Here is a 16,441-nt window from a genome sequence, read left to right as displayed (position 1 = left end):
GGTCAGCCCCGTGCGAACAGGCCGCGGCTGCGCAGCACCGAACGCTCCAGCGGCGCGAACACCAGCAGTTCGATGCCGATGCCGACGATCAGGATCAGCAGGATCGCCGCCAGCACGCTCGGCATGTCGGACAGTTCGCGCCCCTGCTCCAGCAGCTGGCCCAGGCCCACGCCGAGGTCGGGGGAGGTGGCGATGAGCTCGGCGGCCATCAGGGAGCGCCAGGAGAAGGCCCAGCCCTGCTTGAGGCCGGCGAGGTAACCCGGCAGGGCGGCCGGCAGCAGCACGTGCCGCACCGCGTGGATGCCGGTGGCGCCGATGGTGCGGCCGGCCCGCAGGAACAGCGGCGGGATCTGGTCGACGCCCGCGACCAGGCCGTTGGCGATCGAGGGCACCGCGCCCAGCAGCACCACGCAGTAGATCGTGGCGTCCGACAGCCCGAACCAGATGATCGACGCGGGCACCCACGCCACCGACGGCAGGGACTGCAGGCCCGACAGGATCGGCCCGATCGCGGCCCGCACCACCCGGACCCGCGCCACGAGCAGGCCGAGCGGCGTTCCGATCGCGACGGAGGCCACGAAGCCCAGCGCGCCGCGCGACAGGCTCGTCCAGACGTAGCCGAGCAGGGTGCCGTCGAGCCACTTGTCCTGCAGGGCGCGCCCGACCTCCGCCGGACTGGGCAGCTGGTAGTGCGGCTTGAGCTCGAAGTGGTACGCGAGCTGCCACACCACCAGCACCAGCGCGATGGCAACGAGCGGGGGAACGGCCTTCTGCAGCAGCACGCGGGCCAGCGGCACGCGGGTCGCGGACCGGGTCTCCAGGGCGTCGAGCCCGGCCTCCAGTCCCGCGAGGTCGCCGCCGGGCCTGACGTCCGCCTTCGTCTCAGTGCTGGCCATGGCGCCGGATCTCCCCCCGGAGGTGTTCGGTGATCTCCACGGAGAGCTCGGCGACCGCCGAGTCCTCGATGCGGCGCGGCTGCGGGATGCCGACCGTCCACTCCCGGGCGATCCGTCCCGGCCGCGAGGAGAGCAGCACGACCCGCTGCGCGAGCCGCACCGCCTCACGGACGTTGTGGGTCACGAAGAGCACCGACAGGCGGGTCTCGGCCCAGATGCGGGTGAGCTCCTCGTGCAGGACGTCGCGGGTGATGGCGTCGAGCGCCGCGAACGGCTCGTCCATCAGCAGCAGCTGGCTGTCCTGCGCCAGCGCCCGGGCCAGCGCGACGCGCTGCCGCATGCCGCCGGACAGTTCGTGCACCCGCTTGCCGTACGCGCCCTTCAGGCGGACGAGCTCCAGCAGCCGCTCGGCCTCCGGGCGCCGCTCGGCGCGCGGCACGCCGCGCATGCGCAGGGCGAGTTCGATGTTCCTGCCCGCGGTGAGCCACGGGAACAGGGCGTGCTCCTGGAACATCAGGGCCGGGCGGCCGCCGGGAGTCTCGATGCCCCCGGCGGACGGCCCGTCGAGTCCCGCGACCAGGTTGAGCAGCGTGGACTTGCCGCAGCCCGAGGCCCCCAGGAGGCAGACGAACTCGCCCGGTGCGACGTCGATGCTGATGTCGTCCAGCACGTGCGTCTCCGCGCCGGGACGGCCGAAGGACTTCGAGACGTGCTCGAGCCGTGCGGCGTACGGGGCCGCGTCGACCGTCACGGCGGGCTGCTTGGTGAGTGCGGTGGCCATGGCGTCACCTCCTGAGGGCTGGGGCTGCGGTCGTCATCGGTGCTGCCGGGCCTCAGCCGCCGAGACCGGCGTCGTCGATCCCGGTCTTGCCCTCGCCCTTGAGGATCTTGTTGAGGATCGTCAGGTCGTAGATGCCCTTGAGCGAGGGCTTCTCCAGCAGTCCGGCCGTGACGGCGTGGTCGGCCTCGGTCTGCAGCGTGGACGCCAGCGGGTCGTCGATGACCTGGATGCTCTCCCAGGCCGGGTCGATGACGTCGGCGGGCAGCGGCTTGCCGGACAGCTTCTCCAACTGCGCGTTGGCGTCGGCCTTGGCCTTGTCGGGGTTGGCGCTGATCCAGGCGTTGGTCTTCACCGAGCCGCGCAGGACGGCCTCGACGACGTCCGGGTGGTCCTTGAGGAACGCCTGGGAGACGATCACGTTCGTGATGACGAACTTCTTGTCCGGCCACAGGTCGCGCTCGTCCAGGAGCACCTTCGCGCCCTCGGCGACCAGCTTGGACGCGGTGGGCTCGGGCACCCAGGCACCGTCGATGGAGCCGGTCTTGTAGGCGTCGGGGGTGACCTTGTTGTCCGTGCGGACCACGGACACGTCGCCCTTGCCGCTGGTCGCGTCGACCTTCCAGCCCTGCTCGGCGATCCAGTTGAGGAACGCCACGTCCTGGGTGTTGCCGAGCTGCGGGGTGGCGATCTTCTTGCCCTTGACGTCCTTGAGGGTCTTGATCTTGTCCGGGTTGACGACCAGCTTGACGCCGCCGGAGGCCGAACCGGAGATGATCTTCAGGCTCTTGCCGCCGGACTTCGTCCAGCCGTTGACCGCGGGGGAGGGGCCGATCCAGCCGATGTCGATGGAACCGGCGTTGAGGGCCTCGATCTCGGCGGGCCCGGCGTTGAACACCGACTCCTTGATCGTGGTGCCCGAGCCCAGCTCGTCGGCGAAGAAGCCCTCCTTCAGGCCCACCAGCGGGGTGGCGTGGGTGAGGTTCGCGAAGTAGCCGATCTTCACCGTCGAGGCGGACAGCTTCTTGCTGGTGCCGCTGCTCGCGGCCGCGTTGGTGGTGTCGTCCTTCTTGTCGGAGCCGTAGCCGCAGGCGGCCAGGGCCAGCAGCGGCAGAAGGGCGGCGCCGGCTATGAGGCGGCGACGGGCGGACGTTCTCGGGGCGGTGGTGCGATCGGCAGTCACGGGAGGCGGTCCTCTCGATGGCCCCGGCTCGCGCTCTCTACGGCGCGCCGGGGTGGTGGCTGTCTGGTGGTCGGTGGTGCGGTGCCGCGTACGCGGCGCGGGTGCGGTGCTCGGACGGGGTCAGCGCGCACATCGCGTGACACCGCCTGTGCCGCTGCCCAGACAGCCGCTGCCGACGCGACCGCCCTCCTTGGCGAATCCGGCGAAGGCGTCGTCGAACGCCATCAGAAATCCCACCCCTCGTCGTCACCGGCCGCGTCGCCCGCGGCCGTGGCGGTGCGGGCGGCGAAGGCCTCGCCCGCCATGCCGGCGGTCAGCGTGGTGCCGTCCGCCGGGTCGATCAGCAGGAAGGAGCCGGTGAGCCGGGAGTCGGCGTACGCGTCCAGCGGCAGCGGCTCCGAGGTGCGCAGCACCACCGTGCCGATGTCGTTGACGCGCAGCTCGCCCGGCTCGTCCTCGTGCTCCAGCCCCCGGGTCAGGTCGATCCGGTACGGCAGCCGCTTCACGACCGCCTTCACCGTGCGCGTGCTGTGCTTGAGCAGCACGCGCGCGCCCACCTTCAGCGGCCGCTCGTGCAGGTGGCACACGGTCGCCTCGACGTCCTGGGTGGTCGCCGGGGCGGCGTCGGACGGCGCGATCAGGTCGCCGCGCGAGATGTCCAGGTCGTCGCCGAGCAGCAGCGTCACCGACTGCGGCGCCCACGCCACGTCGACCGGGGTGCCGAGCGCGTCGATGCCGCTGATCGTGCTGGTCAGCCCGGACGGCAGGACCGTCACGGGGTCGCCGACGCGCAGCACGCCCGAGGCGATCTGCCCCGCGTAGCCGCGGTAGTCGGGGTGCTCCGCGGTCTGCGGGCGGATGACGTACTGCACGGGGAAGCGCGCCGGGTGCGCACCGGGGTCGCTGCCGACGGGGACGGTCTCCAGGTGCTCCAGGATCGTCGGGCCGCCGTACCAGTCCATGTTCGCCGAGGGCGACACGACGTTGTCGCCGACCAGGGCCGAGATGGGGATCGTGGTGATCTCCGGGACGCCGATGGAGGCCGCGTAGGCGGTGAACTCCTCGGCGATGGCCGCGAAGACCGGCTCCGACCAGTCGGCCAGGTCCATCTTGTTGACCGCGAGCACCACGTGCGGCACCCGCAGCAGCGCCGCCAGCGCCGCGTGCCGGCGGGTCTGCTCCACGACGCCGTTGCGGGCGTCCACCAGGATCACGGTCAGCTCGGCGGTCGAGGCGCCGGTCACCATGTTCCGCGTGTACTGCACGTGCCCCGGCGTGTCCGCCAGGATGAACCGCCGCCGCGGCGTGGCGAAGTAGCGGTACGCCACGTCGATGGTGATGCCCTGCTCGCGCTCGGCGCGCAGGCCGTCGGTGAGCAGCGCCAGGTCCGGCGCCTCCTGCCCGCGGCGGGCGGAGGCCAGCTCGACGGCCTCCAGCTGGTCGGCGAGCACCGACTTGGAGTCGTGCAGCAGCCGGCCGACCAGCGTGGACTTGCCGTCGTCGACGGAACCCGCGGTGGCGAAGCGCAGCAGGGAGGTGGCCGAGAGCTGCTCGGCGGTGGTGCCGGTGGTCATGGCTAGAAGTACCCCTCGCGCTTGCGGTCTTCCATCGCGGCCTCGGAGAGCTTGTCGTCCGCCCGGGTGGCGCCCCGCTCGGTGAGCCGGGACGCGGCGATCTCGGCGATGACGGCGTCGATGGTGGCGGCGTCGGAGTCCACCGCGCCGGTGCAGGACATGTCGCCCACCGTGCGGTAGCGGATCAGCCGGGTCTCCACCGACTCGCCGTCCTTCGGCCCGCCCCAGTCGCCCGCGGTCAGCCACATGCCGCTGCGCCGGAACACCTCGCGCTCGTGGGCGTAGTAGATCTCCGGCAGCTCGATGCCCTCGCGGGCGATGTACTGCCACACGTCCAGCTCGGTCCAGTTGGACAGCGGGAAGACGCGCACGTGCTCGCCGGGGGCGTGCCGGCCGTTGTAGAGCTGCCACAGCTCGGGCCGCTGGCGGCGCGGGTCCCACTGGGAGAACTCGTCGCGCAGCGAGAACACCCGCTCCTTGGCGCGGGCCTTCTCCTCGTCACGGCGGCCGCCGCCGAAGACGGCGTCGAAGCGCGACTCCTGGATGGCCTCGGTCAGCGGCACCGTCTGCAGCGGGTTGCGGGTGCCGTCGGGGCGCTCGCGCAGCCGGCCGTCGTCGATGTAGTCCTGCACCGAGGCGACGTGCAGCCGCAGGGAGTGCTCCGCCACGGTGCGGTCCCGGTACTCCAGCACCTCGGGGAAGTTGTGGCCCGTGTCGACGTGCAGCAGCGAGAAGGGGACCGCCGCGGGGGCGAAGGCCTTCAGCGCCAGGTGGAGCATGACGATGGAGTCCTTGCCGCCGGAGAAGAGGATCACCGGCCGCTCGAACTCCCCCGCCACCTCACGGAAGATGTGCACCGCCTCCGACTCCAGCGCGTCCAGGTGCGACAGCGCGAAGGGATTGCCCGTGCTCTCGTCGACTGCGACTACCGTGGTCACGCCAGTCCCCTCTCCACGAGCAGCGCCGTCAGCAGCGCCGCCGAGTCCTCGACGGTGTGGTCCTGGGTCTCGATCCGCAGATCGGGGGTCTCGGGTGCCTCGTACGGGTCGTCGACGCCGGTCAGCCCGGATATCTCGCCCGCGGCCTGCTTGGCGTACAGGCCCTTCACGTCACGCACGGTGCAGACCTCCACCGGGGTGGCGACGTGCACCTCCAGGTACGTCGTGCCCCGCGCCTCGTGGCGCTTGCGGACGGCCTCCCGGCTGTCGGCGTACGGCGCGATGACCGGGACCAGCACCTTGACCCCGTTGGCGGCCAGGAGTTCGGCGACGAAACCGATCCGCTGCACATTGGTGTGCCGGTCCTCGCGGCCGAAGCCGAGGCCCGCGGAGAGGAACTCGCGGATCTCGTCGCCGTCCAGGACCTCCACCCGGTGCCCGTCGCCGCGCAGCCGCCCGGCCAGCGCCTGGGCGATCGTGGTCTTGCCCGCGCTCGGCAGACCCGTGAGCCACACCGTGGCCCCTGTGCCCGTCACGCCCATCCGCCCCTCCCGGGAAGTCCGTTCCGTCGTCATCAGCCGTGCAGCCCGCACTCGGTCTTGGCCCGTCCCGCCCAGCGGCCGGCCCGGGCGTCCTCGCCCTCCAGCACCCGGCGGGTGCAGGGGGCGCAGCCGACCGAGGCGTAGCCGTCCGTGAGCAGCGGGTTGGTGAGCACCCCGTGCTCCGTGACGTAGGAGTCCACGTCGTCCTGCGTCCAGCGGGCGATGGGGGAGACCTTGACCTTCCCGCGCCGCGCGTCCCAGCCCACGACCGGGGTGTTCGCGCGGGTGGGGGACTCGTCGCGGCGCAGGCCGGTCGCCCAGGCGTCGTAGCCGGTCAGGCCCTCCTCCAGCGGCGTGACCTTGCGCAGCGCGCAGCACAGGTCGGGGTCGCGGTCGTGCAGCCTCGGCCCGTACTCCGCGTCCTGCTCGGCCACGCTCTGACGCGGCGTCAGCGTGATGAGCTGCACGTCCATGACGGCGGCGACCGCGTCACGGGTGCCGATGGTCTCCGGGAAGTGGTAGCCGGTGTCGAGGAAGACGACGTCGACGCCCGGGGCGACGCGCGAGGCCAGGTGCGCCACGACCGCGTCCTCCATCGAGGAGGTGACGCAGAACCGGGACCCGAAGGTGCCGGTGGCCCAGCGCAGGACGTCGAGCGCGGTGGCGTCCTCCAGGTCGCGGCCCGCCTGCTCGGCCAGCGCCCGCAGTTCGTCCGCGGTGTGCTGCTGCGCGGTGGTCACGAAGGGCCTCCCTCACGGTGCTCGGTCCGCAGCCCCCGGGCCAGCAGGCCCAGGAACTTCAGCTGGAACGCGCGGTTGCACGACCGGCACTCCCAGGCGCCGTGGCCCTGCTCCGCGGGGTGCAGGTCCTCGTCCCCGCAGTAGGGGCAGTAGAACGGTGCGGCGCGTTCGCTCACGACAGCGCCTCCTCGCTCGCCCGCGTCACCCACTGCGCGAAGCGCTCGCCGTCCGTACGCTCGGCCTGGAAACGCTTCAGGACGCGCTCGACGTAGTCGGGCAGCTCGTCCGCGGTGACCTTAAGCCCGCGGACCTTGCGGCCGAAACCGGCCTCCAGGCCCAGCGCGCCGCCCAGGTGCACCTGGTAGCCCTCCACCTGGTTGCCCTCGTCGTCCAGCACGAGCTGGCCCTTGAGGCCGATGTCGGCGACCTGGATCCGGGCGCAGGCGTTCGGGCAGCCGTTGATGTTGATCGTGATCGGCTCCTCGAACTCCGGCAGCCGGCGCTCCAGTTCGTCGATCAGTGAGGAGCCGCGCGCCTTGGTCTCGACGATGGCCAGCTTGCAGAACTCGATGCCGGTGCAGGCCATCGTGCCGCGCCGGAACGGGGAGGGCTTCACCTGCAGGTCCAGCGCCTCCAGACCCGAGACGAGGGAGTCGACCCGGTCCTGCTCGACGTCCAGCACGATCATCTTCTGCTCGACGGTGGTCCGCAGCCGGCCGGAGCCGTGCGCCTCCGCCAGCTCGGCGATCTTGCTGAGCGTGGTGCCGTCCACCCGGCCGACGCGCGGCGCGAAGCCGACGTAGTAGCGGCCGTCCTTCTGGCGGTGCACGCCCACGTGGTCCCGCCACTGCTGGACCGGCTGGTCGGGGGCGGGGCCGTCGGCCAGCTTGCGCCCCAGGTACTCGTCCTCCAGCACCTGGCGGAACTTCTCCGCGCCCCAGTCGGCGACCAGGAACTTCAGCCGGGCGCGGGTGCGCAGCCGCCGGTAGCCGTAGTCGCGGAAGATCGAGATGACGCCTTCGAAGACGTCCGGGACCGCCTCCAGCGGCACCCACGCGCCCAGCCGGACGCCGATCTTGGGGTTGGTGGACAGACCGCCGCCGACCCACACGTCGAAGCCCGGCCCGTGCTCGGGGTGGCGGACGCCGACGAAGGCGACGTCGTTGATCTCGTGGGCCACGTCCAGCAGCGGGGAGCCGGAGATCGCCGACTTGAACTTGCGGGGGAGGTTGGAGAACTCCTTGTTGCCGACGATGCGGCGGTGGGCCTCGTCCACGGCCCAGGTGCCGTCGAGGATCTCGTCCTCGGCGATCCCGGCGACGGGCGAGCCGAGGATGACCCGCGGGGTGTCGCCGCACGCCTCGGTGGTGGACAGGCCCACGGCCTCCAGGCGCTGCCAGATCTCGGCGACGTCCTCGATGCGGATCCAGTGCAGCTGGATGTTCTGCCGGTCGGTGATGTCGGCGGTGCCGCGGGCGAACTCCTGGGAGACCTCGCCGATGACGCGCAGCTGCTCGGTGGTGAGCCGGCCGCCGTCGATGCGGACCCGGAGCATGAAGTACTTGTCGTCCAGCTCCTCCGGCTCCAGGATCGCGGTCTTGCCGCCGTCGATCCCGGGCTTGCGCTGGGTGTACAGACCCCACCAGCGCATGCGGCCGCGCAGGTCGGCTCCGTCGATCGCGTCGAAGCCGCGGTACCGGTAGATCGTCTCAATGCGTGTCCGCACGTTGAGACCGTCGTCGTCCCGCTTGAACTGCTCGTTGGCGTTGAGCGGTGTCATGTGGCCGACCGCCCACTGGCCCTCGCCGCGGTGGCGGCTCACCTTGCGGCGCGGCGCGGCGGCGTTCGGCTGGTCAGGGGTGGAGGCCATGGCGATGCAGTCCTTCTGGCAGGCTGGACAGAGTCGGTCGTAGCGCGAAGAGTCCCCTTGGCCTGCGGATACGCCGCTGCGCTGGGAACAGCGCGAGGCGTGGGCGCCTCGTTGCGCCCGCGGGGCCGGGGACGGCCGGGTCAGTCCTGGACGGGACGGCGGCGAGTGCTCAGCACGCCTGACAGATGGCGCTGGACATGCGTCCGAGGTCGACGTGCAGCCGACCTACCAAGGCGATTCCAGTGCGAGACATGTCGAAAGCGTGTCACGGGGATCTCGGGCCAGTCCACCGTTATCCAAAATGTGGACGAGTTCATCCCGCATGGCGAGATGCGTCGATTGTCCGTCACCTGACATGACTCGCCGGGCGCAGGAAATCGGCCGCGATGGCCCGGAACCCACCGTGCCCGCGGGTCCCCACGTGACGCAGCTTGTGGCCCGCCAGCGCCGAACCCAGCCGCACCCCCGCACCGAGCGGGGCGTGGTCCGCGACCAGCGCCGCCAGCAGCCCCGCCGCGAAGACGTCGCCCGCCCCCGTCGCGTCCTCCACCTCGCCGCCGGGGAGCGGCCGGTGCGCGTAGCGCTCCACGGTGCCCGGCCGGTGCACCTCCACCCGGTCCGGGTACTTCACCACGGCCGCGCCCTCCGCACGGGTCCGCACCCGGACCAGCCGCTCGAACTCCCGCCCGTTGACCAGCAGGTAGTCGCTCATCGCCGCCATGGCCAGCACATCGGCGGTCGGCTCCGCCGACCAGACGTGCCCCGGGTCGAAGCTGATCAGCGTCCGCGGCGAACGCCGCCGCACCTCCACCAGCAGCCGGTGCAGCACCGCGCCGCCGTCCGGATCCAGGAACGAGGTGACGTGCACCGCCCGCGCCGCCGCCAGGTAGCCGGCGATCTCCTCGAACCGCTCCCGCACATGGGCGGCGATCCGCGTGTTCGCCCCGGTGTGGGTCAGCAGCGTGCGCTCCCCGCCGTCGTGCACGGACAGGCAGATCCCGCACAGCCGGTCCGGGTCCCGGGCCACCAGCCGCCGGTCGATGCCGAGCCCGTCCAGGACGGCGAGGGGGCCGGCCGCGCCCAGCGGGTCGCGGCCCGCCACGCCCACGTACCCGAGCCGCAGCCCGCGGCCCAGACGGCCCAGCGCATGGAGGGTGTTGAAGGCCGAGCCGCCCGGTTCCGGCGTGAGCGGCACCCCCTCGGCCCGCAGCCACTCCAGGCCGGCGCGGACGGCGGGCTCGTCGACCATGCGTTCGCCGCCGCTCTCCGGCGGCGGGCGCAGCCGCATGTGCGCGCCGAGCCGGGCCAGCACCGGGCCGCCGTTCAGGGCGGACGCGCCCGTGATGAGGTCCAGGTTGAGCGCCCCGACCCCGACGACGTCCATGCCCGCCCCTTCCCGTCCGCCGGTCCCTACCGGGCTCCGGACCAGGGCCCGGTGACGGGCCTCTCCTCCTCCTCCCCCGTCTCGGTGCGGAAGATGCGGAAGCCGCGGTTCTCGTAGTTGGCCAGCGCGTGCGGCCCGTCCAGGCTGCAGGTGTGCACCCACACCCGCTTCGTCGGGGTGCGGTCCGGCCGGCGCTCCGCCAGGTCCCAGGCGCGGGCGATGCCGACGGACAGCAGGTGCCCGCCGATCCGCCGCCCCCGGAAGGCGGGCAGCAGCCCGAAGTACGCGATCTCGACCTGGCCGTCGTCCTGCGGGTCCAGTTCGATGTAGCCGGCCGGGGTGTCCCGGTCGTACGCCACCCAGGTCTCCACGCCCGGGCGCTCCAGGAAGGCCCGCCACTGCTCGTACGACCACGGCAGGCGGTCCGTCCAGGCGCAGTCCGCGCCCACCGACGTGTAGAGGAAGCGGCTGAACTCCGGGGACGGCACCTCGGCCCGCGCGATGCGGATGCCCGACGTCGCGGGGTCCGGCTCCAGGGAGGGCCGCAGATCGGCGTGGGAGGTCTGCTCCAGTGACCACGTGGTCACCGTGACGCTAGTGCTCATGCGCCACATTCTGCGGCCTCGCGGACCCGGCGGGTTCCCGGCTCGCTGCCGCGGCCCGTCCGGGTCGCCCCCTCACTCCCCGAAGCGCGCCCCGCGCACCGCCGGCGCCGTCGAGTGCGGCAGCAGGTCCGCGGGGTGGGCGGGGCGGACCACCTCGACCTCGACGCCGTCCGCGAAGCGGTAGGGACGGTGGTCGAGCACCCCGGCCAGGGTGCGGCGCAGGCGGGACATCTCGGCGCGCACCGTCACCGTGCGGGAGGGGTCGCCGAACAGGTCGCCGGCCAGTTCCGCGGCGGTGCGGCCGTCCCGGTGCAGGGCCAGCACGAAGAGCAGTTCGGCGTGGCGCGGGCTGAGCTCCTGCGACCAGCCGCCGGCCGCACCGGAGACGTTCACCGTCCACGTGCGGGGACGGCCGAGGTCCAGCACCACGTGCCCGGCCCCGGGCACCTCCTCCTCCGGCGTGGCGACCCGCACCAGCCAGCCGCCCGGCAGCGGCTCCAGGGTGCAGGTGCCCAGCGCGGGCACCCACGTACGTCCGGCGCTCGGCGCGGCGGGCAGCGTGATCCGCTCCACCGGCGGCATCCCGGTCACCGCCGCCGTCCAGCCGTTGGGGTCGACGACCGCCGCCCGGCCCGGCATCCGGGCGAGCAGCGGGGCGGAGACCGAGCGCAGCCGGTCCACGGCCGCCCAGTGCAGGCTGCGCAGTTCGGCCTCGGCGACCTTGGTCACCGCGGTCACCAGCGACAGCATCGCGGGGTGCATCCCGGCCGCGGGCCCGCTGACGTCCACCGCGCCCAGCAGCCGGCCGTCCCGCGGGTCGATGAGCGGGGCCGCGGCACAGGTCCACTGGTGGTGCACCCGGACGAAGTGCTCCGAGGAGTGCACCTGCACCGGCCGCCCGGTGACCAGGGCGGTGCCGATCGCGTTGGTGCCGACGGCCTCCTCCGACCACGAGGCGCCCTCGGCGAAGCCCAGCCGGTCCGCGCTCCTGCGGACGGCCAGACTGCCGTCCCGCCACAGCACCCGGCCCTCGGGGTCGGTGACCACCATGATGTGCCGGGCCTCGTCGGCGACCGAGACCAGGCCGTCGCGCAGCGCGGACATCACGTCGTTCAGCGGGGTGTGGCGCCTGCGCACCTCGATCTCGTCGGCGGTCAGCATGCCGGCATGGCTGCCGTTGTCCGGGTCGACACCGAGGTCCAGGGCGCGCCGCCAGGAGTCCTGGATGACCGGTCTGGGCACCGTGCCACCCGATCCGCCGCCCAGCGCGGCGTCCCGCATGCCGCCCAGCAGCCGTGCGGAACGGCGCGGTTCCTGGACGGACTGGACCGACAACGACCGTGCGTCGATCGGATCCTGGTTCATGGTGCTCCCCGCGTCCGTGTGCGCAGCGCTTTCTGCGCTCGGGCAGTGGCCGCGCCGGTTCTCCGCTGCCACACCATGTGCATATGGTGCCGCCGGGCCGGTCCCTCCGGTGGGATATCCGGCCAATACCTTGCAACTGTCTGCAACGGTTGCGAATATGCGCGCATTCGACGGACAGTGACGGCGCATCACGCTATTCGTACGGAACCCTGATTCCGTGCGACGGTGAGGCGAGACCGGGGGTGGTGCCGAGTCGGCGCGGCACCACCCTCAGTGCGGCGCGGCGGCGGAACGTTTCCCCGAAGATCCCGGTCCTTCCGTCGGGACCTCGGGCGGACCGCCGCCGCATCCGCCCCTCACACCTGAGGTTGCGCCCGCTCCACGATCGCCGCCAGGTCCAGCCCGCGCGGCAGCGTGCCGAAGGTCGCCCCCCAGTCGCCGCCGAGCCGCGAGGCGCAGAACGCGTCCGAGACCTCGACCGGGGCGAACCGCACCAGCAACGAGCCCTGCAGCACCAGCGCCATGCGCTCCACCAGCCGGCGCGCCCGGGCCTCGACGCCCTCCAGGTCGGCCAGTTCGGTCAGCAGCGACTTGATCGCGCCGTCCAGCCGGTGGTCCGCGCCGCGCGCCAGGCCGATCTCGCCGAGGAAGGCGTTCAGCGCGCGCGGCTCCCTCTGCAGCACCCGCAGCACGTCCAGGGCCTGCACGTTGCCCGAGCCCTCCCACACCGAGTTCAGCGGCGACTCCCGGAACAGGCGCGGCAGCCCCGACTCCTCCACGTAGCCGTTGCCGCCCAGGCACTCCAGCGCCTCGGCCACCAGCGGCGGGCAGCGCTTGGTGACCCAGTACTTGGAGACCGCCACCGCCAGCCGCCGGAAGTGCCGCTCCTGCTCGTCGTCCGCGCCATCCGCGTCGTACGCCGCCGCCAGCCGCAGCACGGTCGTGGTGGCCGCCTCCGACTCCAGGGCGAGGTCCGCCAGGACGTTCCGCATCAGCGGCTTGTCGACCAGCGGCCCGCCGAACGCGCTGCGGTGCGTCGCGTGGTGCACCGCCTGCGCCACCGCCTGCCGCATCAGCGCGGCGGAACCGGTCGCGCAGTCCAGCCGGGTGGCCGCCACCATCTCGATGATGGTCGCCACCCCGCGCCCCTCCTCGCCGACCCGGCGCGCCCACGTGCCGTCGAACTCCACCTCGGCCGAGGCGTTGGAGCGGTTGCCCAGCTTGTCCTTGAGCCGCTGGATCAGGAAGACGTTGCGTGAGCCGTCCGGCAGCACCCGGGGCAGCAGGAAGCAGGTCAGGCCCCCCTTCCCCGAGGAGGGGGACGCCTGCGCCAGCACGAGGAAGGCGTCCGACATCGGCGCCGAGCAGAACCACTTGTGGCCGGTGAGCAGGTACGTGCCCTCCTCCGCCAGCGGCTCCGCCCGCGTGGTGGTAGCCCGCACGTCCGAGCCGCCCTGCTTCTCGGTCATCCCCATGCCGAACAGCGCCCCGGGCTTGCCTCCCGGCGCCACCAGCTGCGGGTCGTACACCCGCGACCCCAGCCGGGGCTCCCACTCGGCGGCCAGCGCCGGGTCGGCCCGCAGCGCCGGCACCGCCGCGTGCGTCATCGACACCGGGCAGCCGTGCCCGGCCTCCGCCTGGGACCACACCAGGAAACCCGCCGCGCGCCGCAGGTGTCCGCCGGGGCGCGACCAGGCGTCGGTGAGCCCCGAGGAGACCGCGCGCCCCAGCAGCCGGTGCCAGGCCGGGTGGAACTCCACCTCGTCGATCCGGTGCCCGTACCGGTCGTGGGTGCGCAGCACCGGCGGATGGGTGTCGGCGGCCTCCGCCCACCCCTGCGCCTGAGCGGAACCGGCGGCCCGGCCGATCTCGCCGAGCTCCCGGTGGACCTCCTCCCGGAGCCCGGGCGCCACGTGTCGTGCCACCCCCTCCACCAGGGCGGTGTCGGCGGCGTACACGTCATACCCGACCAGGGGCGGAGCCTGGTTGGTCACGGTGTGTGTGGGGGGACTCATGACGGTTACGGTAGGCGCGTGCAGGCAGCAGACGAAACACCCGAGCGGCCCAGGCGAGGCCGACTCCACCGGGCGCGGGCCCTCTACAGGAACGTATCCAAGCGCAAGGTGGGCTGGCTGCTGCTCAAGGACACGGTCGACTCCTGCATGGAGTACCGCGTCACCGGACTCGCCGCCGAGGCCGCCTTCTTCGTGCTGCTCTCCCTGCCGCCGCTGCTGCTGAGCCTCGTCGGCGCCATCGGCTACGTCGACGAGATCATCGGCACCGACACGATCGACAACATCCGCGGCAACATCCTCACGGCCGCCGCGACGGTCCTGTCGGACAAGGGCGTCGACCAGCTGATGCGGCCGCTCGTCGACGACGTCTTCGGCGGCGGACGGCCCGACGTGATCTCCATCGGCTTCGTCATCGCCCTGTGGTCCGGATCGCGGGCCCTCAACGTCTTCGTCGACACGATCACGATCATGTACGGGCTGGAGGGCAGGCGCGGCATCGTCAGGACGCGGCTGCTGGCGCTGCTGCTCTACATCGTCGCCCTGGTGATCGGTGCGGTCGTCATGCCGCTGATGGTCGTCGGGCCGGACGCGGTGGTGTCGTTCCTGCCGTGGAGCGAGGCCGTGATCCGGATACTGTACTGGCCGGTCGTCAGCGTGTTGTCGATCGCCTTCCTCACCACGCTGTACCACGTCTCCGTACCGGTGCGGTCGCCCTGGTACGAGGACATGCCCGGGGCGGCCGTCGCCCTGCTGATGTGGGTCCTCGGCAGCTTCGTGCTGCGCATCTACCTCACCCACACCGTCGAGGGCCCGACCATCTACGGATCGCTGGCCGCGCCCGTCGCCGTCCTGCTGTGGATCTTCGTGTCGGCCTTCGCGGTGCTCGTCGGAGCGGCCGTCAACGCCGCCATCGACCGGGTGTGGCCGTCGATCGAGACCGCGGCCGCCCGCGAGGAGAACGCCCGGGCCAGGGAACGCGCCGCCGCCGACCTCGTCGCGGAGGCCGCCGCCCGTCGCGCCGCGTTCGAGTCCGGCCCGGACGACGAGGTCGGTCCGGAGGACCCGCCCGCCGAATTCCCCGAGCGCTGGGCGGGCTTCCTGCCGCCGGAGGACGTGCGGTCCCGGCTGCGCGGGCGCCGGCCCCCGGGCAAGAACGGCGGCAAGCCCCCGCACTGAGGCGCACCCGGCGCGCTGTCGGTGGCCGGTGCCATGCTGGAGCGGTGTACCGGGAACAGACCTCGACGGTGCCCGGCGCCGTGCTGTGGACGAGGACAGCGGGTGCCGGGGCGGCCCGCGTGCTGCCCGACGGCTGCATCGACCTGATCTGGGGCGAGGACACCGGACTGTTCGCGGCGGGCCCCGACACCGCCGCCCACCTCTCCGGCAGCCCGCCCGGCACGCGGTACGCGGGCCTGCGCTTCGCCCCCGGCGTCGGGCCCGCCGTGTTCGGGCTGCCCGCGCACGAGCTGCGTGACCGCCGTGTTCCGCTGGACGCGCTGTGGCCCGGCGCGCAGGCGCGCCGGGCCACCGAGCGCGTCGCCGCGGCCGCCGACCCCGGCGCCGTCCTGGAGTCCCTGGTGCTCGCACGGGACGTGCGGCGCGCGGCGCCCCCGTGGGGCCCGCAGGTCGCCGCGAGCCTGGCGGCCGGCTCCCGCGTCGGCACCGTCGCCGAGGACACCGGGCTGAGCGAGCGCCAGCTCCACCGCCGCTGCCTGGCGGCCTTCGGCTACGGGCCCAAGACCCTCGCCCGCATCCTGCGCCTCCAGCGCGCACTGGGACTGGCCCGCCGCGGCCATCCCTTCGCCGACGTCGCCGCCCGCGCCGGCTACGCGGACCAGGCCCACCTGGCCCGCGACGTCCGCGCGCTCGCCGGGGTCCCGCTCGGCGACCTGCTCGCCTGACCCCGGCTACTCCTGCGGGAGCGTCGCGAAGAGGTCGACCGGGTTCCCGTCCGGGTCCAGGACCACGGCGTACCGCATCCCCCAGGGCGCGTCGAAGGGCTTCAGGTGCCCCGCGTACCCAGCCCCGGTCAGCTCGGCGAACGTCGCGTCCACCTCCTTCGGCCCGTCACAGGTGAAGGCCAGCGCCATCCGGTGGCCACCCTGCGGGGGCGTCCAGGAGGAGTCGAACGACCGGACGGTCTCCACGGTGTCCCACGCCATGCGCAGCCCTCCGGGCAGCGCCACCTCCACGTGGGGCTCGGCCTCCGCCCCGGCGGGGACCTCCAGCCCCAGCCTGCGGTAGAAGGCCAGCGAGGCGGCCATGTCGGCCACGACGATCTCGACGACATCGAAACGAAGAGTCATGCCGCAACCGTAGGGTCGCGCCCCCCGGCCCGTCTTGAACGAATCGGACACGCACCGCCCCCCGCCACCGGGGCTGACCGGATCCGCCGCGGCGGGCGTGGGGGGCGGGGGGCGGTGCGTGTCCGATTCGTTCAAGACTGGCGGGGGGGGGCGACGCTACGGGTGCGGGCAGACTCTACGGTTCGATGTCGATGAGGTCGTCGTGGACCACAAGGCGGCCTATCTGGGCTTCTAGCGCAGGATGG

The 16,441-nt window shown here is 72.9% G+C and carries 17 protein-coding genes; 2 read left to right on the top strand and 15 right to left on the bottom strand.

Annotated elements, in window-relative coordinates; genetic code table 11:
• Nucleotides 1-2 precede the first annotated feature (2 nt).
• From PV350_RS05035 to PV350_RS04970, 14 genes are all read right to left on the bottom strand, one after another.
• Nucleotides 3-896 carry an ABC transporter permease gene (locus PV350_RS05035; RefSeq protein WP_499514653.1) on the bottom strand — a complete coding sequence of 298 codons (894 nt, stop codon included), beginning with the start codon at nt 894-896 and terminating at the stop codon, nt 3-5.
• Nucleotides 883-1,677 carry an ABC transporter ATP-binding protein gene (locus tag PV350_RS05030; RefSeq protein ID WP_499514654.1) on the bottom strand — a complete coding sequence of 265 codons (795 nt, stop codon included), beginning with the start codon at nt 1,675-1,677 and terminating at the stop codon, nt 883-885. Before PV350_RS05030 ends, PV350_RS05035 begins: the two co-directional genes overlap by 14 nt.
• A gap of 52 nt (nt 1,678-1,729) precedes the next feature.
• Nucleotides 1,730-2,857: an ABC transporter substrate-binding protein gene (locus PV350_RS05025; protein WP_499514655.1), complete on the bottom strand. Its 1,128-nt coding sequence runs from the start codon at nt 2,855-2,857 to the stop codon at nt 1,730-1,732.
• Between the two features lie 224 nt (nt 2,858-3,081).
• A complete protein-coding gene (locus PV350_RS05020; protein ID WP_499514656.1) occupies nt 3,082-4,431 on the bottom strand; it encodes a sulfate adenylyltransferase subunit 1 in 1,350 nt (449 codons plus the stop codon).
• 2 nt (nt 4,432-4,433) lie between these two features.
• Nucleotides 4,434-5,369 (bottom strand): sulfate adenylyltransferase subunit CysD, encoded by a 936-nt coding sequence (gene cysD / locus PV350_RS05015; RefSeq protein WP_499514657.1) that lies wholly within the window; start codon nt 5,367-5,369, stop codon nt 4,434-4,436.
• Nucleotides 5,366-5,911 carry an adenylyl-sulfate kinase gene (gene cysC / locus PV350_RS05010; protein ID WP_500332987.1) on the bottom strand — a complete coding sequence of 182 codons (546 nt, stop codon included), beginning with the start codon at nt 5,909-5,911 and terminating at the stop codon, nt 5,366-5,368. Before cysC ends, cysD begins: the two co-directional genes overlap by 4 nt.
• A 32-nt stretch (nt 5,912-5,943) precedes the next feature.
• On the bottom strand, nt 5,944-6,651 hold the full coding sequence (locus tag PV350_RS05005; protein ID WP_499514659.1) for a phosphoadenylyl-sulfate reductase: 708 nt from the start codon (nt 6,649-6,651) through the stop codon (nt 5,944-5,946).
• On the bottom strand, nt 6,648-6,827 hold the full coding sequence (locus PV350_RS05000; protein WP_499514660.1) for a hypothetical protein: 180 nt from the start codon (nt 6,825-6,827) through the stop codon (nt 6,648-6,650). Before PV350_RS05000 ends, PV350_RS05005 begins: the two co-directional genes overlap by 4 nt.
• The gene (locus PV350_RS04995) at nt 6,824-8,521 is read right to left on the bottom strand and encodes a nitrite/sulfite reductase (RefSeq protein ID WP_499514661.1); all 1,698 of its coding nucleotides are present in this window, start codon (nt 8,519-8,521) and stop codon (nt 6,824-6,826) included. The genes PV350_RS05000 and PV350_RS04995 overlap by 4 nt, the downstream gene beginning before the upstream one ends.
• A 169-nt stretch (nt 8,522-8,690) precedes the next feature.
• The gene (locus PV350_RS04990; protein WP_322975673.1) at nt 8,691-8,774 is read right to left on the bottom strand and encodes a putative leader peptide; all 84 of its coding nucleotides are present in this window, start codon (nt 8,772-8,774) and stop codon (nt 8,691-8,693) included.
• Nucleotides 8,775-8,867: 93 nt separating this feature from the next.
• Nucleotides 8,868-9,905 carry a carbohydrate kinase family protein gene (locus tag PV350_RS04985; protein ID WP_500332986.1) on the bottom strand — a complete coding sequence of 346 codons (1,038 nt, stop codon included), beginning with the start codon at nt 9,903-9,905 and terminating at the stop codon, nt 8,868-8,870.
• 26 nt (nt 9,906-9,931) lie between these two features.
• Nucleotides 9,932-10,510, bottom strand: a complete 579-nt coding sequence (locus PV350_RS04980; protein ID WP_499514663.1) for a GNAT family N-acetyltransferase — start codon at nt 10,508-10,510, stop codon at nt 9,932-9,934.
• Nucleotides 10,511-10,582: 72 nt separating this feature from the next.
• On the bottom strand, nt 10,583-11,875 hold the full coding sequence (locus tag PV350_RS04975; protein ID WP_499514664.1) for a helix-turn-helix domain-containing protein: 1,293 nt from the start codon (nt 11,873-11,875) through the stop codon (nt 10,583-10,585).
• 356 nt (nt 11,876-12,231) lie between these two features.
• Complete coding sequence (locus tag PV350_RS04970) at nt 12,232-13,890, bottom strand: acyl-CoA dehydrogenase family protein (protein ID WP_499514665.1); 1,659 nt, start codon at nt 13,888-13,890, stop codon at nt 12,232-12,234.
• An 18-nt stretch (nt 13,891-13,908) separates the two neighbouring features.
• Between PV350_RS04970 and PV350_RS04965 the strand changes: the two genes are divergently transcribed.
• Together PV350_RS04965 and PV350_RS04960 are read left to right on the top strand one after the other, a co-directional pair.
• Nucleotides 13,909-15,066 carry a YihY/virulence factor BrkB family protein gene (locus PV350_RS04965; protein WP_499514666.1) on the top strand — a complete coding sequence of 386 codons (1,158 nt, stop codon included), beginning with the start codon at nt 13,909-13,911 and terminating at the stop codon, nt 15,064-15,066.
• A gap of 44 nt (nt 15,067-15,110) precedes the next feature.
• Nucleotides 15,111-15,791 carry a helix-turn-helix transcriptional regulator gene (locus PV350_RS04960; RefSeq protein ID WP_499514667.1) on the top strand — a complete coding sequence of 227 codons (681 nt, stop codon included), beginning with the start codon at nt 15,111-15,113 and terminating at the stop codon, nt 15,789-15,791.
• A 6-nt stretch (nt 15,792-15,797) separates the two neighbouring features.
• Here the strand turns inward: PV350_RS04960 and PV350_RS04955 are convergent, their stop codons facing one another.
• Nucleotides 15,798-16,196, bottom strand: coding sequence for a VOC family protein (locus PV350_RS04955; protein ID WP_499514668.1), 399 nt, complete (start codon nt 16,194-16,196; stop codon nt 15,798-15,800).
• Nucleotides 16,197-16,441: the final 245 nt, after the last annotated feature.

This window comes from Streptomyces sp. PA03-6a, assembly GCF_033792765.1.
Classification (GTDB): Bacteria; Actinomycetota; Actinomycetes; order Streptomycetales; family Streptomycetaceae; genus Actinacidiphila.
This window is presented reverse-complemented; position numbering and strand designations above follow the sequence as displayed.